The 22582-nt window shown below is 40.2% G+C and carries 19 protein-coding genes and 1 other annotated feature; of the genes, 4 read left to right on the top strand and 15 right to left on the bottom strand.

The genetic code is table 11. From position 1 onward, the window contains the following. Nucleotide 1 precedes the first annotated feature (1 nt). The 4 genes from ACZSMY_RS03680 to ACZSMY_RS03665 all read right to left on the bottom strand — a co-directional run bounded on the left by ACZSMY_RS03680 (nt 2) and on the right by ACZSMY_RS03665 (nt 4605). A complete protein-coding gene (locus ACZSMY_RS03680) occupies nt 2-1039 on the bottom strand; it encodes a rod shape-determining protein (RefSeq protein ID WP_042534394.1) in 1038 nt (345 codons plus the stop codon). A 292-nt stretch (nt 1040-1331) separates the two neighbouring features. Continuing rightward, nucleotides 1332-2018 carry a RadC family protein gene (gene radC, locus ACZSMY_RS03675; protein ID WP_193062313.1) on the bottom strand — a complete coding sequence of 229 codons (687 nt, stop codon included), beginning with the start codon at nt 2016-2018 and terminating at the stop codon, nt 1332-1334. 352 nt (nt 2019-2370) lie between these two features. Beyond that, nucleotides 2371-3231, bottom strand: a complete 861-nt coding sequence (locus ACZSMY_RS03670) for an SPOR domain-containing protein (protein WP_042534396.1) — start codon at nt 3229-3231, stop codon at nt 2371-2373. A gap of 117 nt (nt 3232-3348) precedes the next feature. Then, entirely contained in the window at nt 3349-4605 is a 1257-nt protein-coding gene (locus ACZSMY_RS03665) for a bifunctional folylpolyglutamate synthase/dihydrofolate synthase (RefSeq protein WP_193062315.1), read from the bottom strand. A gap of 205 nt (nt 4606-4810) precedes the next feature. On the opposite strand from ACZSMY_RS03665, the gene ACZSMY_RS03660 reads away from it, so the two are divergent. Beyond that, on the top strand, nt 4811-5707 hold the full coding sequence (locus ACZSMY_RS03660; RefSeq protein ID WP_042534400.1) for a RimK family alpha-L-glutamate ligase: 897 nt from the start codon (nt 4811-4813) through the stop codon (nt 5705-5707). Continuing rightward, nucleotides 5704-6552, top strand: a complete 849-nt coding sequence (locus tag ACZSMY_RS03655) for an ATP-grasp domain-containing protein (protein ID WP_256704754.1) — start codon at nt 5704-5706, stop codon at nt 6550-6552. The genes ACZSMY_RS03660 and ACZSMY_RS03655 overlap by 4 nt, the downstream gene beginning before the upstream one ends. Nucleotides 6553-6576: 24 nt before the next feature. Here ACZSMY_RS03655 and ACZSMY_RS03650 read toward each other — a convergent pair whose 3' ends face one another. Further along, nucleotides 6577-9222 carry a valine--tRNA ligase gene (locus ACZSMY_RS03650; RefSeq protein WP_465147463.1) on the bottom strand — a complete coding sequence of 882 codons (2646 nt, stop codon included), beginning with the start codon at nt 9220-9222 and terminating at the stop codon, nt 6577-6579. Between the two features lie 53 nt (nt 9223-9275). After that, nucleotides 9276-9521 (bottom strand) — a binding site (T-box leader). 200 nt (nt 9522-9721) lie between these two features. Between ACZSMY_RS03650 and ACZSMY_RS03645 the strand changes: the two genes are divergently transcribed. Next, entirely contained in the window at nt 9722-9910 is a 189-nt protein-coding gene (locus tag ACZSMY_RS03645; protein WP_042534406.1) for a hypothetical protein, read from the top strand. On the opposite strand, the gene ysxE is transcribed toward ACZSMY_RS03645, so the two are convergent. From ysxE to hemA, 8 genes are all read right to left on the bottom strand, one after another. Beyond that, nucleotides 9907-10905: a spore coat protein YsxE gene (gene ysxE / locus ACZSMY_RS03640; protein WP_042534407.1), complete on the bottom strand. Its 999-nt coding sequence runs from the start codon at nt 10903-10905 to the stop codon at nt 9907-9909. The two genes, ACZSMY_RS03645 and ysxE, sit on opposite strands and share 4 nt — an antisense overlap. Nucleotides 10906-11059: 154 nt before the next feature. Further along, the gene (gene spoVID, locus ACZSMY_RS03635; protein WP_042534409.1) at nt 11060-12307 is read right to left on the bottom strand and encodes a stage VI sporulation protein D; all 1248 of its coding nucleotides are present in this window, start codon (nt 12305-12307) and stop codon (nt 11060-11062) included. A 150-nt stretch (nt 12308-12457) separates the two neighbouring features. Then, nucleotides 12458-13000 (bottom strand): GNAT family N-acetyltransferase, encoded by a 543-nt coding sequence (locus tag ACZSMY_RS03630; RefSeq protein WP_368901854.1) that lies wholly within the window; start codon nt 12998-13000, stop codon nt 12458-12460. 94 nt (nt 13001-13094) lie between these two features. After that, nucleotides 13095-14381: a glutamate-1-semialdehyde 2,1-aminomutase gene (hemL, locus tag ACZSMY_RS03625; RefSeq protein WP_042534411.1), complete on the bottom strand. Its 1287-nt coding sequence runs from the start codon at nt 14379-14381 to the stop codon at nt 13095-13097. A 12-nt stretch (nt 14382-14393) separates the two neighbouring features. Continuing rightward, the gene (gene hemB, locus ACZSMY_RS03620; RefSeq protein WP_465147462.1) at nt 14394-15377 is read right to left on the bottom strand and encodes a porphobilinogen synthase; all 984 of its coding nucleotides are present in this window, start codon (nt 15375-15377) and stop codon (nt 14394-14396) included. Further along, on the bottom strand, nt 15370-16137 hold the full coding sequence (locus ACZSMY_RS03615) for a uroporphyrinogen-III synthase (RefSeq protein WP_042534413.1): 768 nt from the start codon (nt 16135-16137) through the stop codon (nt 15370-15372). Before ACZSMY_RS03615 ends, hemB begins: the two co-directional genes overlap by 8 nt. Nucleotides 16138-16139: 2 nt before the next feature. Further along, the gene (gene hemC / locus ACZSMY_RS03610; RefSeq protein ID WP_042534414.1) at nt 16140-17066 is read right to left on the bottom strand and encodes a hydroxymethylbilane synthase; all 927 of its coding nucleotides are present in this window, start codon (nt 17064-17066) and stop codon (nt 16140-16142) included. Nucleotides 17067-17181: 115 nt separating this feature from the next. Further along, nucleotides 17182-18555 (bottom strand): glutamyl-tRNA reductase, encoded by a 1374-nt coding sequence (hemA, locus tag ACZSMY_RS03605; RefSeq protein WP_042534415.1) that lies wholly within the window; start codon nt 18553-18555, stop codon nt 17182-17184. 336 nt (nt 18556-18891) lie between these two features. On the opposite strand from hemA, the gene ACZSMY_RS03600 reads away from it, so the two are divergent. After that, the gene (locus ACZSMY_RS03600; RefSeq protein WP_332093734.1) at nt 18892-19371 is read left to right on the top strand and encodes a LiaF transmembrane domain-containing protein; all 480 of its coding nucleotides are present in this window, start codon (nt 18892-18894) and stop codon (nt 19369-19371) included. Nucleotides 19372-19452: 81 nt separating this feature from the next. Here the strand turns inward: ACZSMY_RS03600 and yihA are convergent, their stop codons facing one another. Continuing rightward, nucleotides 19453-20049, bottom strand: coding sequence for a ribosome biogenesis GTP-binding protein YihA/YsxC (gene yihA / locus ACZSMY_RS03595; RefSeq protein WP_042534417.1), 597 nt, complete (start codon nt 20047-20049; stop codon nt 19453-19455). Then, nucleotides 20039-22375, bottom strand: a complete 2337-nt coding sequence (gene lon, locus ACZSMY_RS03590; protein ID WP_042534418.1) for an endopeptidase La — start codon at nt 22373-22375, stop codon at nt 20039-20041. Before lon ends, yihA begins: the two co-directional genes overlap by 11 nt. Nucleotides 22376-22582: the final 207 nt, after the last annotated feature.

The following is a 22582-nucleotide window of genomic DNA, read 5'->3' as shown; positions in this document are numbered from 1 at the left end:
ATTAATTTAACGCGCGTGAAGACACACTCGGAGCTGAACGGAATTGTTCGATGTAATCTAGTGATTTTCCAGTTCCAATTGCCACGCTTTCCAATGGTTCCTCTGTAACAAATACAGGAATTTTCGTTTCATCACTAATGACTTTATCCAGATTTTCTAATAGAGCACCGCCTCCGGATAAGACGATTCCTCTATCCATGATATCAGCCGATAATTCTGGCGGCGTTTTTTCCAATGTTGTTTTGACAGCATTCACAATTGCATCAATATTATCATCCAAAGCTCCAGAAATTTCTTCCGATGTAACTGTAATTGTTTTTGGCAATCCCGTCAACAAATCACGCCCTCTAATATCCCGTTCTTCTCCAACAATGCCTTTTTTCGCTGCTGCTATATCCATTTTAATCGATTCAGCGGATCTTTCTCCAATCATTAGGTTATATTTTTTTCTTATGTAAGAGATAATCGCTTCATCCATATCATCTCCTGCAATTCGAATGGAGCTGCTCGTTACAATTCCTCCCAATGAAATAACAGCGATTTCCGTCGTTCCTCCGCCGATATCAACGATCATACTTCCTGTCGGTTCCCAGACAGGAAGCCCTGCTCCAATTGCCGCTGCAAAGGGCTCTGCAATCGGATAGGCTTCTTTCGCACCGGCTTGCTTCGTTGCATCAATAACTGCCCGTTCCTCCACCATGGTGATGCCAGATGGAACACAAATCATTACATTAGGTTTCTTAGCAAAAAGAGAACGTTTCTTCATTGCTTTTTTCATATAGTAGTTCATCATGATGGAAGTAGTATCGTAATCTGCAATTACCCCATCCTTCATCGGGCGGACAACAGAAATATTTCCGGGTGTACGCCCAATCATCATTCTTGCATCACTTCCAACAGCCTCGACGGCCCCAGTCTCCAAATTTTTAGCTACAACAGAAGGCTCCCGGACAATAACTCCTTTACCTTTTACATAAACCAATGTATTTGCTGTTCCTAAATCAATTCCTAAATCCTGTGAAAAGTTAAATATCCCCATAAATTTCATCCTTTCCGTTCTTCCATCAAATATTAATTTTTAGCTGTTCCTCTATCACGGATAGCCATCCGTAAAATTCCCTTGGAAGGCAATTTCGTTTTATATCAGCACTCTAGAATGTATTCCTTTCGCAGTAAAGCTTCGTTTGCAGGGGATGAAAAGAACCGCCCTGCAGAATGGAGTGATACTTTATACAATTCTAAGAAGCGCCACTTTTATATTTTCCGAAAAATGGCGCTGAAAATTAATTCCAAATATAATTATACGAAAAAAACGCTAAAATAGATAGTATTTATAAGTATCCTTTTTGTTTTAATGAAACAAAACACTCATTCCCAATAACTAAATGATCAATAACCTTTATTCCAATGATATCTCCAGATTCGACAAGACGCTTTGTAACAAGAATATCTTCTTGTGAGGGGGTTGGATCTCCGGAGGGGTGGTTATGGCAAACTAGTATGGAGGCGGCTGACCGTTTTACAGCTTCCCGGAACAGCTCACGGGGGTGGACGATAGAAGCATTCAACGAACCGATAAAGATAGTCTGCCGGTGAATGATTTGATTTTTAGTATTTAAAAAAAGCGCTACAAAATGCTCCTGTGATAAATTACGCATCTCTTCCATAACGTAATTCGCGCCGTCTTCTGGAGAGCGGATTACATAGGCATCCACCGGCTTATAGCTGCTGATTCGCTTTCCAAGCTCAATGGCAGCCAGTATATTTAAACTTTTTGCCGTTCCAATCCCTTTAATCGCTTTCAATTCTTCCACGGTGGCATCTCTTAGCAGTTTAATTCCTTCAAAATGCATCAAAATACGGTCTGCTAGTAATTGGACAGGTTCATTTTTAGAGCCGCTGCCGATTAGAATAGAAAGTATTTCCTGATTGCTCAACTTATCCGCTCCATGCTTTAACAAACGCTCCCTCGGTCTGTCTTCTGTAGGTAAATCTCGTATAAAAATTGGTTTTGCCACGGGTATCCCGCCTTTCGTTTATTTATTGCAGTTCAACTGGCTGTTGGTCACAAATGTCCCGGAGACGGCGTAAACTTAGCCTTTGTTCCTTCTTCAACGGAGATAAAACTTTCGCTGAATGAAGTTTCCTTTATATCATAGCGAGAACACACTTTTCCTACAACTTGACAATTATCCATTTTCAATAAGAATTATCTAGTAATAATCGTTGTTTTCTAATAAAAAATTGTTGTTTTGATAACCTTGTACTACTATAAAAATAAATTTTATGTAAAATCAGCAGTTCATTATAAAACCCTTAGAAAGCGGGCATCTCAATCCAGCTTTCTAAGGGTTTTATAACGTCTGCTCCCTATAATTCGTCATAGATTTTCATCCAGGTCAACAATTGGTAAAAAGAAGGCTCTCCTTGCATTTCGGTTATGCTGCTTAATAATTCATCAATCGCCACAGTCTCTGCAGGAGCCTTGTCCACTAGAGCAGCTATCTCTTCCTCAGGAATCGGCTGATTGGACTCTGTCTGCTGAAGCTGCTCCTCAAAAAAAGCTTGAAACGCTGTGATCCATTCCCTTTCTGCTTCGGTCATTTCTATGTCCTTTGTCTGCGTTCCCCATGCCTTCACATAAAGCTCTGCTTGATTATCGGAAAGGGATGCAGCAAGAGCCTGTGCAGCATCCTCTGACGATGCAACTCCTGCCATTAGATAAAACTCCCCATCCCTGTCAAAAAATACAGATGGAATATTTAAATTCTTCAAGCTGGCGATTAATGGGTCAGCATTTTCTTGATCTGAAAAAACACCTGCTTGAAGGATATAGGTTTCTAACGAAGCGAGTGTGACAGCAATAACATCTGGACTGGCTTCTTCTTTTTCTGCCGGCGTTACCGCTGGGGTTGTTTGGGATGGATTTTCAGCACTTGTCGGTGTATCAACCTGCAGAAACATCCGGAAAATTAAAAAACCAATCAAGGTACCGACAAGCACAGCACTTCCCCCACTAATCAGGATTGTTTTCCATACAGGATTTCTTTTTAATTTCCCCTTATTCGTGCCTTTAACGGCTGTCAGCGTGGTGATGTCTGTTTCTTCTGGTTCGTTCTCCAGCGTTGCTGCCGATGTTCTTTCTGCACTATCATCTTTGGAGGATGTATGGACTTTGTATGTCCAAGTACCTTTCGTATCTTTTATTCTATGCAGTTTATGTTTTGTCATTCATCCAGCCCTCCAGTGCCAGTTTTGTTTCACTCTAGCACAGCCCTTGTAAAAAGTAAGGCGAATCATGACACTATCTATTATAATCGTTCTACAATTTTCTTAATAATCCTCCCTCTATTCAGACGCTTCAAGTGACTTCACAAAAGAACGGATATAATCAACAAAATGAAAGGAACCTGTTATCAGGATCGGTGCCATTGACGTTTTTATTTTTTCTTTCATCCATGCCTGCCAGTCCTCGACCTGCTCTCCCTTATCTTGCAGCGGATAATCGGTTAGGGCAGCTGCCCGGGGATGATCAAACGATGTTATATATAAGTTTGGAAAGACATCTGCCAGCAGACGCTGCATTTCTTCTATATCCTTATCTTTAAAAGCTGCAAACAGTACATGTACTTTTCTTCTTGGATAAATAGCTCTCACAGTTTTAATAAAAGCTCTTACTCCTGCTTCGTTATGAGCACCATCTATTAGAATAAACGGGTTATCATGAATCTTTTCCATTCTGCCGGGGATGGTCACTTTTTGGATTGCTTCGATGGACGTGTGCATATCCAGATGACCGAATCGATTTTTTAACACTTTTAACGCCTGTATCGCTACGGAAGCATTATGATGCTGATGTAATCCAATTGTCCGAAGCTTTACTCGGTAACGTGAGCCAAGGTTTTTCCATTCAAATTCATCTATCTGGATATTTTCCATCGTAAAGTCCATCCCAAAACGATATAATACTGCTCTATTTTTATTTGCTTCATTAACAATTGGAGTGAGTGCCTCTCCCTCTACCCCTGTTATAATCGGAGTATGAGGTTTTATAATTCCAGCTTTATGCGCTGCGATTTCCACAAGTGTATCTCCCAAAAAAGCAGTATGGTCCTTGGAAACCGTGGTAATAATGGATAAAACTGGTTGTATCACATTGGTCGTATCGTCTCTTCCGCCCATACCAGCTTCAATAATAGCTATATCAACATTTCTGGAGAAATATAAAAATGCCATTGCTGTCATAATTTCAAAATGGCTTGGCGGTTTGCCTTCTCGATCCATTTGTTCAATGACCGGTTCTATTTCCTCAAACAACTCTGCAAATACATCTTCTGAAATAAATTCCCCGTTGTAAAGGATAAACCCGGTTAAACCGTTTAAACTCGGTGATGTAAAGGTTCCAATCCGATAACGATTTGCTCTTAAAGCAGCCTGCAAAAAAGCTCCTGTGGACCCTTTTCCGTTTGTACCGGCAATGTGGACCGAAGTAAACTTCTTCTCCGGATGATCTAAAGCTTCTAATAATGCTTCTATCCGGTCTAGTCCAGGCTGTACACCAAGCTGCTGACGTTTTTCAAAAAATTCATGGATGTTGGTACGCATCTTTCTTTCCTCCTTTATCTATTTCATCGTATACTAATTATCACAGCATAAGCGTCTGTGCTTTTCCCTGCTATATTACATACAGCTAAAAATTTTTTTATACAGGGAAGTGGCCGCTTCATCTCCTCAGTGACTGCCTTAAGGTTATCAGGAGAAATTGACCAATAGCTAAATTTTCACCCTTTAGCAGAAAGGATGTACAACTTTGAATTATACTGGCTGGATTATTATTAATGGAAGTATCGCAACGGATAAATTTATCGATTATGCAACTATGATTGAAGAAGCCGCTGCAAAACAAAAAATGAAAACCATTTGTTTAAAAAATGATGCGGTTTTAACTTTATTATGCCCGAAAAATGGAACGGTGTCACCTATACCAAACCATAATAAACTGCCTGATTTTGCTTTTTTTATCGACAAGGATATTTATCTGGCAAGACAGCTGGAGCAGTTGGGGGTTCGTGTCTTTAATAGTTCACTTGCTATCGAAATCAGCGACGATAAAATCTACACCTATCAAATGCTCATGAGAAATCAGCTTCCTATTCCGGAAACGGTTATTGCTCCTAAAAAATATCATGCAGATAATCTGCCATCCGACTATATCCAGGAAATAATCAATCATTTTGGATTTCCGCTGATTGTGAAAGAAGCATATGGCTCCTTTGGTGAACAGGTTCATTTAATCGACAATCAACAGAGCTTAACAGATATTATCTCGAATATTGGCGAGCGCCCCTTCGTATTTCAGCGTTATATAGAGGAAAGCAGAGGCAGGGATATTCGCGTTCAGGTAGTTGGTGACAAAGCGATAACTGCTGTGGAACGGCAAAACGAAGTAGATTTTCGGGCAAATGTAACTAATGGAGGCAAAATGCTGCCCTTTCCCCTTAATGAGAATACAGAAAAGCTGGCTGTAGCAGCAGCTAAAGCCATTGGAGCTGATTTTGCCGGTGTCGATTTATTGTTTGGCCAAGACAGTGAACTGCTGATTTGTGAAATAAATGCGAATGCACATATCCGCAATCTTTATGAGTGTACGGGCGTCAACGCCGCTGATTACATGATAACTTATATAAAAAAGGAGCTTTCCCGATGAATGGATGGCTGATATATACGAAAGCAGATTCAATAAGAAATAAAAGCTATATCGACTGGTTTATAGATGAAGCTAAAAAGCAATCCATCTATCTCAGATTATTGATCAGGGAAGATCTATCGATTGGCATAAATCAAAATAAACAGGTTATCTATGCGAATGGAGAAGAAATCTGTGCAGATTTCGCAGTTATCCGGACAATGGAACCTCTGCTCAATAAACAATTAGAACAAATGGGAATTACCGTATTTAATCACTCTATAATCTCAGAAACATTTAATCATAAAGCATATGGCTATCTCGCTATCCAGCAACTAGGTATTCCTGTTCCGGAAACCTATTTTTTCCCCGGAAAGATGGCCCCTCCCTCCTTGCCTTTTAACTTCCCTTTTGTTGCCAAAACAGCTAATGGGAAAGGAGGAAAGCAGGTTGCGATGCTTCATAGCCAAAAAGAATGGGAAGCATACCGCCAGAGCCTGACCGAAGACTATGTACTTCAGTCTTCTCAACATATTCAGCCGGGCAAGGATTTACGCGTGTTCGTGATTGGTACAAGGATTATAGCAGCTGTTTTACGTGAGAACTTAAACGATTTTCGAGCAAACTACTCTCTTGGCGGAACAGCATCTCTGTATACGTTAAATGAAACAGAAAAAAGTATCGTTCAAACAATTATAAATGCTTATGATTTCGGCCTTGCCGGTATTGATTTTATGTTCACGGAAAATGGAGAATTTATATTTAATGAAATTGAAGACGCCGTTGGTTCGCGTACGTTGAGCAAACTCAGCGATATCAATATATTAGAAGAATATGTAACGTATATAAAAGAAAAAATGCTATGAGAAATTGTCTCATAGCATTTTTAATTACTGTTTTAATTCTGCTAAACGGGCTTTTACTTTCGCCTGTTTATCCAGATAATCTTTTTCTTTTTGTTTTTCTTCTTCCACTAAGGATTCTGGTGCTTTGCTGATAAAGCCTTGGTTAGAGAGCTTTTTCTGCACTCTTTCTACTTCTTTGTTCCATTTAGCGAGTTCGTTTTCCAAACGTGCGATTTCTTTATCAAAGTCAATCAGGCCTTCTAAAGGAAGGAAGATTTCTGCACCTGTCACAACAGAGGTCATCGCTTTGTCCGGTGCTGCAATATCTTCTGCAATTTGCAGAGAGCTCGGGTTACAGAAACGCTCTAAATACTCCCGATTCTTTTCTAATTCCTGCACAAGCTCTTCATTTTCTGCGGAGATAAGTATCTCAATTTGCTTAGACATCGGTGTATCTACCTCTGCCCGGCTGTTACGTACAGATTTGATAATAGCAACTAAGCGCTGCATTTCAGAAACTGCTTTTTTATCATCAAATGCCGGATTTACTTTTGGCCATTCGCTGACTGTAATAGATGCTCCTTCATGCGGAAGCTGCTGCCAGATCTCCTCTGTAATAAAAGGCATAAACGGATGCAGCATACGCATCGTCTGGTCTAATACATGTGCCAATACAGAACGGGTTGTATTTTTCTTGGCTTCATCTTCACCATACAGCGCCAGCTTAGCCATTTCAATGTACCAATCACAGAATTCATCCCAAATAAAGTTGTAGAGATATCTTCCTGCTTCGCCAAATTCATATTTATCTGCATTTCTCGTTACATGGTCAATTGTTTCATTCAATCGGGATAAAATCCATCTGTCTGCAACCGTTAAGTCCCCTGTTAAATCAATATCCTCATACTGGAACCCTTCCATATTCATCAGAGAAAAACGGGAGGCATTCCATACTTTATTGGCAAAATTCCAGGTAGACTCGATTCGTTCCCAATGAAAACGCAGGTCCTGACCAGGTGTAGAACCAGTCATTAAGAAATAACGCAGCGAATCGGCACCGTATTTATCAATGACATCCATCGGGTCTACACCGTTCCCCAGGGATTTACTCATTTTTCTTCCTTCAGCATCACGAATTAAGCCATGCAGCAATGTATCCTCAAATGGACGTTCATTCATAAATTCCTTTGATTGGAAAATCATCCGGGATACCCAGAAGAAAATAATATCATAGCCTGTTACCAAAACATTGGTAGGGAAATAACGTTTCAAATCAGCGGATTCTTCATTCGGCCAGCCCATGGTAGAGAACGGCCATAAGGCAGATGAGAACCATGTATCCAATACATCCTCATCCTGCTCCCAGTTTTCAACATCCTCCGGCGTTTCTTTACCTACATAAATTTCACCTGTTACTTTATGGTACCAGGCCGGAATCCGGTGCCCCCACCATAATTGTCTGGAAATACACCAGTCACGGATATTATCCATCCAGTTGAAATATGTTTTTTCAAATCGCTCTGGTACAAAGTTGACTTTTTCCGCGTCAGAATCCTGCATCTTCAAAGCTGATTCTGCCAACGGCTCCATTTTTACAAACCATTGTGTAGATAAGTAAGGCTCTACCACTGCACCGCTTCTCTCCGAATGCCCGACCTGATGCGGACGTTCTTCGATTTCAAAGAGCACACCCTGCTCTTGCAGGTCTTTAACCAGCTGCTTCCGGCATTCAAAACGGTCTAATCCCTGATACTTCCCTGCATTTTCATTCATGGTGCCATCTTCGTTCATCACAAGCACACGCTCTAGATTATGACGGTTCCCAATCTCAAAGTCATTCGGATCATGAGCAGGTGTAATTTTAACTGCTCCGGAGCCAAGCTCCATATCTACATAATCATCTGCAACAATTTGCATTTCTCTTCCTACAATCGGCAGGATAACCGTTTTTCCGATTAAATGCTGATAGCGTTCATCTTTTGGATGCACCGCAACCGCCGTATCACCGAGCATAGTTTCCGGCCGGGTTGTCGCAATCTCAATTGTTTCATCACTATCCTTTATCGGGTAGCGCATATGATAAAAATTCCCTGGAATCTCTTCATAAATCACCTCAATATCAGAAAGAGCTGTTTTCGTGGAGGGATCCCAGTTAATAATATATTCGCCGCGATAAATCAATCCTTTTTCGTAAAGACGGACAAATACCTCCCGAACAGCTTCAGACAAACCTTCATCTAACGTGAAACGTTCCCGGGAATAGTCTAATCCAAGTCCAAGCTTCTCCCACTGCGAGCGGATAAAGCTTGCATATTCCTCTTTCCACTCCCAGGATTTTTCAAGAAATTTCTCCCGTCCAAGCTCATAGCGGCTGGTTCCCAATTCTTTTAATTTTGCTTCTACCTTCGCCTGGGTAGCAATCCCCGCATGATCCATTCCAGGAAGCCATAATACATCATAGCCCTGCATACGCTTCATACGTGTGATTGTATCCTGCATCGTGGTATCCCATGCATGCCCTAAATGCAATCGTCCTGTTACATTTGGCGGCGGAATCACAATGGAATACGGCTCCTTCTTCGGATCATCTTTTGCTTCAAAAAACTTCCCATCTAACCAAAATTGATATCTTCCTGCTTCCACTTCTTGTGGATTATATTTAGGAGGAAGCTGATTTTGTTTATCTGACATGTTAAAAAACCTCCTTCATTCATTCAACTAAAAAAACCTTTTCATCCTTATACATAAAGGACGAAAAGGTATATTTCCGTGGTACCACCTTTGTTTGCTGATCAATAAAAGCTGCTGCAGCTTCATTAATGCACACTCAAGGTCATGGATATCGGCTGACAACCGGAACCTCCTACTTCATTTTTCAGAGATTCTACATCAGAGACGACTTCAAGAACAACCTTCCCGGGAAATTTTCAGCACAGGATTTCCCTCTCTAAGAGCGTTTACTCTTTACTACTTCTCTTCCACGTATTCGTATGTTTTCTTAGTAACATTTATTTTATCGTTTCCGCTTAAGAACGTCAACTAGATTTTCATATATTTACCGATAAATAGGCTTGTTCCCAGTTCATTAAAAAGTGTATCTATATTATTGACACACTTTTCGAGCATTTATACATAACATATTATATATCATTCCTGAAGTCACACTTCATTCAAAAAAGGAGGGAAATAAATGTCCCGTTATTATCGTTATCGTATACCGCTTTGGGCCAGAAAATGTATTTTCGTTGTAGAAGCCTGCGTCACACCAATTCTGGTCTTTCAGATTATCCGAACGCTTTTAATACCAACAGCATTTGATATTTTAATACTAGCTGTACTAATTGGCCTTGCCCTTTCTTTTTACATGCAATGGATTTAGTCTGGCTGTTCTTCTTTGGACTCATATGTTTCTTGAATAAACTCCACCCAATTCATCCCAAATTCTAAACGGCGGAATTGCTGCTGCAGCTCTTTGACCTGATTAACCATCGATTTCTTTGTGCGGCGGTCTGTATAATTCTTAAGTACACTTAAATAGAATGATGGATTTAACAAATAGACAGAAACAAGATGCATTTCCTTTACAGTCAGATGATTTGTTTTTTGATAGACCGTAAATGCCTGCTGTATTGTTTCCTCAGGCTGGTTATAAGCTCCTGTCAAGCCCCGGAAATAATGTGATAAATCACGTGCCGGATGCTCGAATCCTCCTGATTCCCAATTAATTAAATAGCCCCCCTTTGAATGCGTATCGTCGACTCGCTGATGACATAAGCTGGAAGACCATAAAATCTCCGTTTCTTCCTCTCCATAGATTTGATACAGTTTATCTTGCAGCAGCCCTACAGCATGGCAAACCCCTTTATAATGCGTGCAATAAAGCAGCTCAAACGGCGACATATATTTTCTGCTTTCATAATCGGTGACACGGGCATGGAGCTGATCTAAGGATTGTTTACAAAAGCTTGAAAACCCTTGAAAGGATTCTTTGAGACGATCAGATTTAATACGGCTGGTCTGCCTTGTCTTTTTATGAATTTGTGCAAGTGTCTGCAATGTTCGCTCAATGTTATACGCGGAATCTGTGACCTCCGGAGAGTCAATCCAAGGTGTTAAATAATAGTAAAAATTTTCCTCCTTATGAAAAAATGCATTGTCCCGGGTTAAATACACAGGTAAAATCTCTGTCACATTTTTTTCACGAGCAATACGGTAGACATGCTGCCAATTCTCCATCGTCTGTTCTGTTAAAAAACTGCGCTTCAAAGCATATTCCTGCATACCGTCAAATACTTTTACAACACGCTCTGTCTGTTTTTCAATACTGACGGGATAGATATGATATGCTTCCAGGACCTTCTTCCATATATTCACCACATGTCACCCCTTATTTGTAAACTTGAAATTGCTCGTGTATATCAAATCTGCATTACATCTGAATATTAACCTGCATAAAATAATTAAAAACATAGATTATGTAAAACTCCGGCACAAATAATCTTATTCATTATTTGTGCAGAGTCTTTATTTATTGTTTAGACGGAATATAAAGCAGCTGTCCTTCATTTACTTCTAATTCTTCTTCTAATTGATTATGCTTGATTAATTGCAGCGGGCTGATTGCAAACCGTTCTGCTATGGTATCGATCGTATCATTCTCCTGAACAATGCACAGACGCATTTTGGCATAATGATCCTCGTCTGCTTCGCGGAAAATCTGAGATAGTAACGATTCGCTTTCTGTTCGTTCCTCCTCTTTTTTCGGTTCTTCAGCCACCAGTATTTCTTCCTCCCTGGGTGTATCTGGATAGAAGGTATCTTCTATATAATCAATCACCTCGGATTCATCAGCGACATCCCAGCCTGGCTCCTCCCCTGTCATCTCCATATCTTCCTCAGCCTCTAATACCTCTTCCACCTGCTCTTCTTCTTCCGACTCATCCTCTGAAGCCTTTCCTTTCGAAAGAGACTCGAAATATTCAGAAAGAGGCTGTGACTTTACTTTCCATCGATCCGGGTCATCTTCTGGCTCCTCTTCTGAATAGCTTTCTTCCAATGTTAATAGTTCTTCCATTTTTTTCTGATCCTTCGATATCGCTTGCTCATTACGAATTAATGCTTCTTCCGGGGGGCTTTCTTCCAATATCGGTTCAACTTCCGGTTTAATTTCTTCTTCTGACGCTAGCAGTTCTTCTAATTTTTGCTGATTTTCCGATATCGTTTGTTCATTGCGGGTCAATGCTTCTTCCGGAAGTTCTATTTCGAAGGAAAATGTATCTCCTACCTGTTCTTGATCCGCTTCTGCTGTTTCCCAATTTTCTTCTGACGGACGATATGCTTCATCCTGTAAAATCCCTTGAATCTCAACTGCAGCAGTAATTTTTAAACTATCTGCACCTAATAAATCATAATCAAAGGATTCAATTTGTACCGTGACATCTTCTATTTTATTCACCCGATGAGGCGGCACAGATATATCTACAGGAAATTTATGGGTGAATACATACAGTCCATTTACCTCTCTAATACTTTCGACATAACGCTTAGCCTGAATTTGATCAAAGTCAAAAATCTCTTCTCCTTCTTCTTCACCATTTACTTTTTGATATTCTCCCTGCAGTTCAAGATTGCCATGGATAGAAATATAGTTATCTAATGATTCGATTGTTATTTCTGGTTCAATGGAAATTCCTCTGAGCTCTTCTACTTCCTGTCCTTTTTCAAAAAACAGTGATTCTTCCAGTTCAAAAACAAATGAATTAGAATCTACTGACAAATGTATTCCTCCTCTCGCAAACAGTCCAGATGCGAATCATTCGTTATCATTTATATGATAAGAAACATTGGAATATGCTAAGGAGGAAGATTGGTTTAAAGCAAACAAGAAAAGCAGGGGTATCGTTTATGTTAAACGCGCTTCAAGAAATCACTCTGTTTCCGGGTATTCCATTAACCAGCAATCCCGATACTCGCCCTCGTGCAGTTCATGGCAAGGAAGTAATTTTATTTTCTTAAAACCACTTTTCTCGTAACAGCGAATCGCTCTTTTATTCCAGGCTTGGGGGTCCATGACGACTTTATTTACATGTTTCGTATTCATTAAATAAGCAACCATAGACTGGATCAGGAGTTTGCCAATACCTCTATCCCAGTATTGCGTTTCTCCTATAAATTGGTCTATTCCATAAATAACATTATTATCATTTAAATAACCATACTTTTTTCTCGTGTCTACATTTAATAGATAATATTGAATATAACCGATTTCAATATTATCAAAAGCTATGATACATCTGACTACATTGTCTTGAAGCGGATAAAATTTTTCATTCACTTTTTCTAAATCAAATGGATTATCTCTCCCATCGTAAAATTGAAGAACTGCCGGATCGGAAAGCCACTTTGCCAGTAAATAATTATCCTCTTTTGTTAATTCACGAACAGTTAGCTTATTATTTTGAAACAGCATCTTTGTATGACCTCCACTTGAATTTGAGAAAGTAATATTCTGTCAGTAAAAAAGAGAAACCCGCATGGATTTCTCTTTTATTTTCTCTTTATCATTATTTTTCAATCTTAGAAAAAGCAGTATGCACCGCTTCAATTGTCTTTTCAATATCCTCATCTGTATGTGCAGTAGATAAGAATAATCCTTCAAATTGAGATGGCGGTAAAAATACGCCTTCTTCAATCATCGCACGGTAATATTGCGCAAAGTAGTCTAAATTAGAGGATTGCGCCGTTTCAAAATCAACGACTTCCTGATCTGTGAAGAATACACCGACCATGGAACCGGCACGATTAATATGAAGCGGTATATCATATTTGTCTGCCGCCTGGCGGAACCCTTCTGTAAGACGGTCTACTTTCTTATTAATTTCTTCATAAGACGCTTCTGTCAAGGAAGCTAACGATTCATAGCCCGCTGTCATAGCTAACGGGTTACCGGATAATGTACCGGCTTGATAAATTGGACCAGTCGGTGCAATCTGTTCGATAATTTCCCGTTTTCCGCCGTATGCGCCGACAGGAAGACCGCCGCCGATGACTTTACCCAGACAGGTTAAATCAGGCGTAACATCAAAATGTCCCTGCGCACTGTAATAACCGACGCGGAAGCCTGACATTACCTCATCAAAGATAAGCAACGAACCATTTTGCTCGGTAATATCGCGTACAGCCTGTAAGAAGCCTTCTTTTGGAGGCACGACTCCCATATTTCCACATACAGGCTCCATAATCACCGCTGCGATTTTATCACCATAATGCTCAAAAGCAAGCTTTAAGCTCTCTACATCATTATAAGGAACGGTAATGGTATTCTTAGCGATATTTTCTGGTACCCCCGGGCTGTCTGGAAGACCAAGTGTTGCAACACCAGAGCCGGCTTTAATCAGCAGGGAATCCCCATGGCCATGATAGCTTCCTTCAAATTTAATAATCAAATCCCGGTTTGTATAACCCCGCGCCAGACGAATCGCACTCATCGTTGCTTCTGTCCCAGAGTTGACCATCCGAACCATTTCAATCGATGGAACACGGTCAATAACGAGCTTAGCCAGCTGATTTTCTAATAATGAAGGTGCTCCAAAGCTTGTCCCTTTTTCAACAACTTCCTTTAAACTTTTCGTCACACGCTCATCTGCATGTCCCAAAATTAACGGTCCCCAGCTTAGTACGTAATCAATATACGTATTGCCGTCAATATCGGTAATTTTAGAGCCCTTTCCTTTTTCCATAAAAATCGGATCAAGCCCCACTGATTTAAATGCACGTACCGGAGAGTTTACCCCGCCGGGCATTAAATCAACAGCTTCTTTGTATGCATCTACTGATCTTGTGTTTACCATGCTCTTCCTCCCTTATTTATCTTCTTGCAACCATTTTGCCACATCTTTTGCAAAATAGGTAATAATTAAGTCTGCGCCTGAACGTTTCATCGATAGCAGGGTTTCTGTTACTAATTTTTTCTCATCAATCCAGCCATTTAAAGCAGCCGCTTTAATCATGGAATACTCCCCGCTCACGTTGTATGCAACGACGGGCACGTCAAAATTATCTTTCACTTCCCGCATAATATCCATATAAGACAGGCTCGGTTTGACAATTAAGAAATCAGCGCCTTCTTTAATATCCGATTTCGCTTCACGAATTGCCTCTAAACGGTTAGCCGGGTTCATCTGGTAGGTTTTCCTGTCTCCAAATTGAGGTGTGCTGTCTGCTGCATCACGGAAAGGACCGTAATAAGCGGAAGCATATTTCACCGCATAGGACATAATCGGAATATGGTGAAAACCGGCTTCATCCAAAGCATGGCGGATGACAGTTACAAATCCGTCCATCATATTGGAAGGAGCAATAATATCGGCACCTGCTTTTGCTTGAGATACAGCTGTTTTAGCTAACAGCTCCAGAGAAGCATCGTTGGCTACATCTCCGTTTTCAATCACGCCGCAATGTCCATGCGAGGTATACTCGCATAAACAGGTATCCGCAACAACAAGCATTTCCGGATACGCCTGTTTCACGATTCTTGTTGCTTCCTGAATAATTCCATGATCATGAAAAGCCTCGGATCCGATTTCATCCTTTTCTTCTACCACGCCAAATAAAATAAGCGAACGGATTCCTAATTGATACGCTTCCTCCACTTCTTTCAATAAATGATCAAAAGAAACCTGGAAAACTCCCGGCATTGACGAAACCTCATTACGGATGTCTTCTCCTTCAATAACAAATATCGGATAAATAAAATCCGTTGCCCGTAAGTGTGTTTCTTGAACGAGTGCGCGCATCGAAACGGATGAACGCAAACGCCGATGTCTGTCAAATGTGAATTCACTCATGATTTATCTTCCTTTCGTTTGCAATCGTTGAAATTAAATCCAACATCGCATCTGTTGTATATGGTATGGACGTATATACATCAGGAATCCCTAATTCCCTTGCCTTATCTTCCGTCGTATTACCGATACAAATATAGGTTGCATTATTCGGTATACATTCCGCTAATTGTACAAACGCCTCTGCTGTTGATGGGCTTGTAAACGTTATATAATCAACAGTTGGAAGCTCTTGATTCAACTTCTGTTTTGATTCCACACAATACGTTGTCTCATACACTTCCAATGCTTCATAAGCAATCTGGGCTTCTTTTAGCTTTTCTGGAAGCGTCGGCCTTGATAAATTACCCCGTATCAGCAGCACCGGCTTATCCGATGTGTAAAAAGAGATAAACGCTTCTGCCATCGCCTGCGCATCAAAGGTTTCCGGAACAAAGGAAGCAGCATAACCATATCGATGCAATACCTTTTCTGTTTTCTTGCCGACGATTCCTATCTTCAATCCTTCCGGAAACGTTATCTGCTGTTTACGGAGCAGCTGAAAAAAACCATCCACACCGTTAGCGCTTGTCATGAATACCCAGCTGAAATCCGAGAGGCGTTCCAGTATAGCAGTATCCTCAAGTTTTTCTGGAAAATTTATTTCAATCATTGGGACAATAACTGGACTACCGCCCAGCTTCGTGACTTTGTCAGCCATTTCAGCAGCTTTTGTCTCTTCTCTCGTAATCAATATGCGCTCCCCGTGAAGCGGCTTTCCCATGATTATTCCATCTCCTCTTTGACACGGTCAACGATATCTTTAGCTCCCTGATTTATTAATATTTCAGCCGCCTGCTTACCAACTTGAACAGAGTCATTACCGCGGACGACTTCTTTCAGGATTGTTTTTCCGTCAGGGGTTCCTACTAAAGCAGTTAAGACGATTTCTTCGCCATCTAAATAAGCATAGCCGCCGATTGGAACTTGACACCCTCCCTCTAATAAATGCAGGAAAGTACGTTCCGCTAATACTGTTTTGGCTGTATATTCATTATGGATCCTTTGAACGATTTCTTTTAATTCTGTATCATCTTCACGGCTTTCAATGGCAAGCGAACCCTGTCCTACAGCAGGTACACAGATTTCCGGATCCAGGTATTCTGTAATCAGATTCTCACTTAAACCAACCCGCTTCAAACCGGATACAGCTAAGATAATGGCATCGTAGTCTTCCTCATTTAATTTTCGGATACGTGTTTCCACATTTCCACGAATCCATTTAATCTCTAAATCTGGTCTGGCTGCAAGAATTTGTGCCCCTCTGCGTAAGCTGCTTGTGCCGATAATCGAGCCTTCTTTCAGGTCTGCTAATTTGATATTATTTTTCGCAATATAAGCATCGCGGTGGTCTTCTCTGTCAGGAATAGAGGAAATCTCCAGCCCTTCTGGAAGAGAAGAAGGCATATCCTTCATACTGTGTACGGCAAAATCAATTTCTTTGTCAAACATCGCTTTTTCAATTTCTTTTACAAACAGACCTTTTCCACCAACTTTCGATAGGGTTACATCCAGGATTTGGTCTCCCTTTGTAACAATCTTTTTAATCTCAAATTCATTTTCTACACCAGCTTTTTTCAGCTGATCAATAACCCATTTCGTTTGTGTCATGGCTAAATTACTTTTTCTCGAACCAACAATTATTTTTCGCATGATGTGTCCTCCTCGACTTTTCCAGGTTTCTTCTACAATAAAAAGCAACCAGAAAGTAAATGAAATGACCTTCTGGTTGGATGTGAATGATGTAAACAGAATGAATCCATCCTGCTTAGGCAGTGGTTACTCGTTCAATAACCTTGAATGAGGAGGCTTCCTCTTGCGTAAATTTGGTGAATGCATCATTCTTTTTCAGCTGTTTCGCAAATTCTTCTCTTACCTCATTCTCAATCCCAAAAATATCAATAAATAATTGCAACGCCTCATCTGCCTGCTCAGCACCTGCCAATTCTTTCGCCTGCGTAATCGGCTCTTTCAGTAACTGATTTATAATACTTTTCGTATGCTTATTAAGCACTTTTTTCTCGCGATCCGTTAAGCTTGGAATTTTCCGTTCAATACTTTGCATTGTTTCGGATTGGATAGATAGCGCTTTTTGTCTTAGAGCAGATATAACCGGGATAACACCTAATGTTTTCATCCATTCCTTGAATTGGACAATTTCTTCCTCTAAGGATATTTCAATTTGTTCTGCTGCTGCTTTTCGAGACTCCAGATGTTCATCCACAATATTCTGCAGGTGATCAATATCAAATAAAGCAACTTGATTAACTTCAGCAATTTCCGGATCAATATCCCGGGGAACCGCAATATCTACTAAGAATAGTTCTTTATCCTGCCGTTTACTTTGTACCTTTTCAATATCTTCTTTTGATAAAACAACAGACTCTGAACCGGTAGAACTAATCAGGATATCCGCTTCTTCTAATACAACAGATAGTTCATCCATCCCGGCAACCTTAGCTTCAAATTTCTCTGCCATCATTTTTGCTTTCTCCTGTGTGCGATTAATGACAGTGATATCCTTTACTCCAGCACCTTGAATGTTTTTCGCTGCTAATTCGCCCATTTTACCGGCGCCTAAAATAGCTACATGCTTATTACTCAAGTCTCCGAACTTTTCTTTTGCTAATTCCACAGCTGCATAGCTGATGGAGACAGCATGTTCACCGATACCTGTCTCTTTATGCATCCGTTTCCCGAATGTAATGGCCTGCTTAAACAGTTCATTAAAAATGGTACCCGTTGTATTTGCCAGTTGTCCTTTTGAAAAAGCCTGCTTCAGCTGGCCAAGAATCTGTGTTTCGCCAAGAACCATGGAATCGAGTCCAGTCGTCACGCGAAACAAATGCTCCATTGCACCATCATCCTCCGTAATGTGCAAGTAAGTTGAAAAGGTTTCTTTTTCTTCTCCAAACCAATCTGCTAAAAATTGTTTAATATAATATCTGCCAGTATGAAGCTGATCAACAACTGCGTATACTTCCGTCCGATTACATGTTGAAACAATTACATTTTCCAGAATACTCTTCTGTTCCTTCAATACAATCATTGCTTCTGACAATTTTTCTTCATTAAATGTAAACTTTTCCCTAATTTCTACAGGGGTTGTTTTGTAATTAAAACCAACCTTTAAAATATGCACCGTACTACCCCCATTATGATTAAATGATTCAAACTTTTTATGATTATTATCTAATAATCATTATAACATGTCATGAAGTGCTTTTCGTGCTAAAATGTGAACAGAATCTGAAACAATTCGTACGTAACATAAAGATATGTATGATAAAATGATTCATTCCAGCTAAATAAAAACGACCGCTGCAACAACTTATTCCGACTGTAATGTAACATAACTGACCCATTATAGCAAGGAACTCACTTTAAGAGACAATGTACTTGCTTTTTAAGGGGGTGTCTGTTACAGCAGGTATCATCATTTGCAGCACAGAAACAGAGACATTTGGGAGGTTTTTCGATGAAAAGAAAGCATTCACTGCTTGCTTATTTATGTATCGGAATCGGTATTTTTCTTTTACTGCGGGAGCTTCGGATTCCTTTTTTTGTTGACCTTTATTCATGGCAATCTTTCCTGATTGTAATTGGAATTGGTATCATCATTCATAGCTATACAACAAAAACATACCAGAATTTATTTATAGGTACATTACTTTTTGGAATCGGCATTCATCTTCATGGAGTCAAACATTACTCTTTTTGGATCGATGACTGGTCTGTTTATTTCATTATTATAGGACTTGCCTTTATTATCCGTTATACCAAAACAAAAAAAGGATTTTTCTTAGGTCTTTTCTCTATTTTATTAGGCCTGCTATTTCTTTTTTCGGAACAGCTTTCTATATACACCAGCTGGCTTGAACCGATTGTTTCGCTCTTAGAACGATTTTGGCCGATTCTGCTTATTCTCTTAGGTATGTTTATGCTCAAACGCAAATAAGGATACAGCCAGAAATTTTAATTTCTGGCTGTATCCTTATTTTATCTTCTCTTATAAGAAAACTTCACTCAGGCGGAAGTTTTACGGACGCTCCTCTGCGATAAAAGATTTTATCGCTCCCCAAACCGCATCCTTGCCTTCGCCGGTTTCTGCGGAAAAAGGAATAAAAATATCATCTGGATCTATTTCTAAAACCTTCTTAGATCGCTTAATATGCTTGTCCTTCTTTGTTTTTGGGATTTTATCCAGCTTTGTCCCGATTACGATGACCGGAAGCTCAAAAAACTTCAAATAATCATACATCTGAACATCATCAGTCGTCGGTTCATGGCGTAAATCAGTAATTAAAATAACAGCCCGTAGCGGTTCTCTGTTTTTAAAATACTCTTCCATCATGCCGCCCCATTTTGCCCGTTCTTTCTTAGATACCTGTGCATATCCATAACCCGGAACATCGACAAAATAAAGAGATTCATTTATCAGATAGAAATTTAACGTTTGTGTTTTTCCCGGCTTGGAAGAAGTCCTTGCCAAGTTTTTCCGGTTAATCAGCTTGTTGATTAAGGAAGATTTTCCGACATTTGAACGGCCAGCCAGCGCAAACTCAGGATATTGCTCCTGCGGATATTGCTTCTCACTGACAGCACTGATTACAATTTCTGCTTGATTAACTTTCATTTGGTTCATCCTCCTTTACCAACGCGATTTCTAATACTTCATCTAAATGCTTCACCGGGATAAACTGAAGCCCCTCACGGACACTTTCTGGAATGTCTTCTATATCTTTTTCATTATCTTCCGGAAGAATAATCGTCGTCAATCCGGCGCGATGTGCACTTAATGCTTTTTCTTTTAATCCGCCAATAGGCAAGACACGCCCGCGAAGTGTAATTTCACCGGTCATTCCTACTTCTCTTTTGATAGGACGCCCTGTCAAGGAAGATACGAGGGCTGTTGCAATGGTAATTCCGGCTGACGGACCATCTTTAGGTGTTGCACCGGCAGGAACATGGATATGAATATCGTATTTTTCATAAAAATCGGGTTCTATATTCAACTGTTCTGTACGAGAACGCACATAGCTAAACGCGGCTTGCGCCGATTCCTGCATAACGCCGCCAAGTTTACCAGTCAGCTTTAGGCTCCCTTTCCCCGGATAATGCGTTACCTCTATCGATAAAATATCTCCGCCAGCTGTTGTATATGCAAGCCCTGTTGCCGCTCCAACCTGATTTTCCTCTTCAATCAATCCATATCGGTATGCCGGCTTGCCCAGATATTCTTCTACAATGCGATCGGTTATAATAATCCTGTCCTTGCTTTCATCAGAGACAAGCTCTTTAGCCGCTTTCCGGCAAAGCGTCGCAATTTGTCTTTCTAAACCGCGGACGCCTGCCTCCCTCGTATATGTGCGGATTAATTTCATGATAGAAGACTCACGAATTTGTATTTTACTTTTAGTCAGTCCATTTTCTTTAATTTGTTTTGGTATAAGGTGACGTTTCGCGATATGCAGCTTTTCAACCTCTGTATACCCCGGGATAGAGATTAATTCCATCCGATCCAATAACGGCTCTGGAATACTGTTGATGTTATTTGCAGTAGCAATAAACAATACATTAGATAAATCATAGGTCTCTTCAATGTAATGATCACTAAAGTTATGATTTTGTTCTGGATCCAGTACCTCCAGCATAGCTGAAGAAGGATCGCCCCGAAAATCATTGGACATTTTCTCAATTTCATCTAATAAAAATACCGGATTAACCGTTTCAGCCCGCCGCATTCCTTGCATAATTCTTCCCGGCATGGCGCCGATATAAGTTCGGCGATGTCCGCGAATTTCCGCTTCATCCCGAATGCCGCCTAAAGAAATACGGACAAAATTCCGGTCGATTGCGTTGGCAATCGACTTCGCTAGAGAAGTCTTCCCGACTCCAGGCGGTCCGACCAGACATAAAATCGGCCCCTTTATCGTATTAGTAAGCTTTTGAACAGCTAAGTATTCTAAAATGCGTTCCTTCACCTTTTCTAATCCATAGTGATCTGCATTTAACACTTTTTCAGCTTTCTTCATTTGAATATTATCTTCTGTTTTGGTTTGCCATGGAAGCGCAACAAGCCACTCAATATAATTTCGGATGACAGAGCTTTCAGCAGATGACTGCGGGACCTTTTCGTAACGTCCTAATTCCTTCATCGCAACGGTGGTAATTCTTTCAGGCATATCAGACTGTTCAATTTTTGTTCTGAGCTGTTCCAATTCGCCAGTTCTGCCGTCACGGTCTCCCAATTCTTTTTGTATCACCTTTAATTGCTCTCTTAAATAATATTCTTTCTGAGTTTTTTCCATGGAAGTTTTAATCTTTTGACCGATTTTCTTTTCAATGGATAAAATCTTCCGCTCATCCGCAATAATATCCAGAAGCTTATGTATTCTTTCCGTGACATCAAAGCATTCTAATATCTCCTGCTTGTCATCCAGCTTTAAAGAAAGATGTGAGGTAATCATATCCGCTAAGCGGCCCGGATGATCAATATCGCCAACGGTTTCAAATGTTTCATCCGTTAATTTACGTGAAACCTTTATGTACTGTTGGAATTGTTCAAGCAGCGTACGCATTAAAGCTTCAGTTTCATAGCTGTCTCCAACAATCTCCTCTTTTTCTTCTGCCTCTACAATAAAGTTTTCTTCTTCTTCCAGATAACGAATAACCTCCGCCCGATAGAACCCTTCTACAAGTACTCGTTGTGTTCCATTCGGCAGCTTCGTAATCTGTTTAATTTTTGCAACGGTTCCAATATTGTAGATGTCAGCAGAACTCGGATCATCTGAATTCATTTTTTTCTGTGAAGCTAAAAATATGTATTGATCAGCTAACATAGCTTGTTCCAAAGAAGCAATAGACTTATCCCTTCCTACATCAAGGTGTAATACCATCGACGGAAACACAATCAACCCCCGCAGAGGCAGCAGCGGCATTTTTAAATAGTTTGCTGTCATACATTCACCCCCTATTTTCATTTTTTATGTATTTTCTCTGTAAGGCTCTTTCTAAGTGTAAAAAAAAATCAACAAAATGTAAACACCATCATACCTTCTTTTATTATAAACAAGTATTCAGGTATCTATGATTATTATAGTCATTTTATAAAACGAAACATTTATTCATCAGGAGTTTCGCCAATCGGGCATCGTGATAAAAGAAGA

Source organism: Oceanobacillus sp. B139/18, from assembly GCF_055524595.1.
The sequence above is the reverse complement of the archived record's forward strand: the minus strand, read 5'-3'. Positions and strand labels throughout refer to the sequence as shown.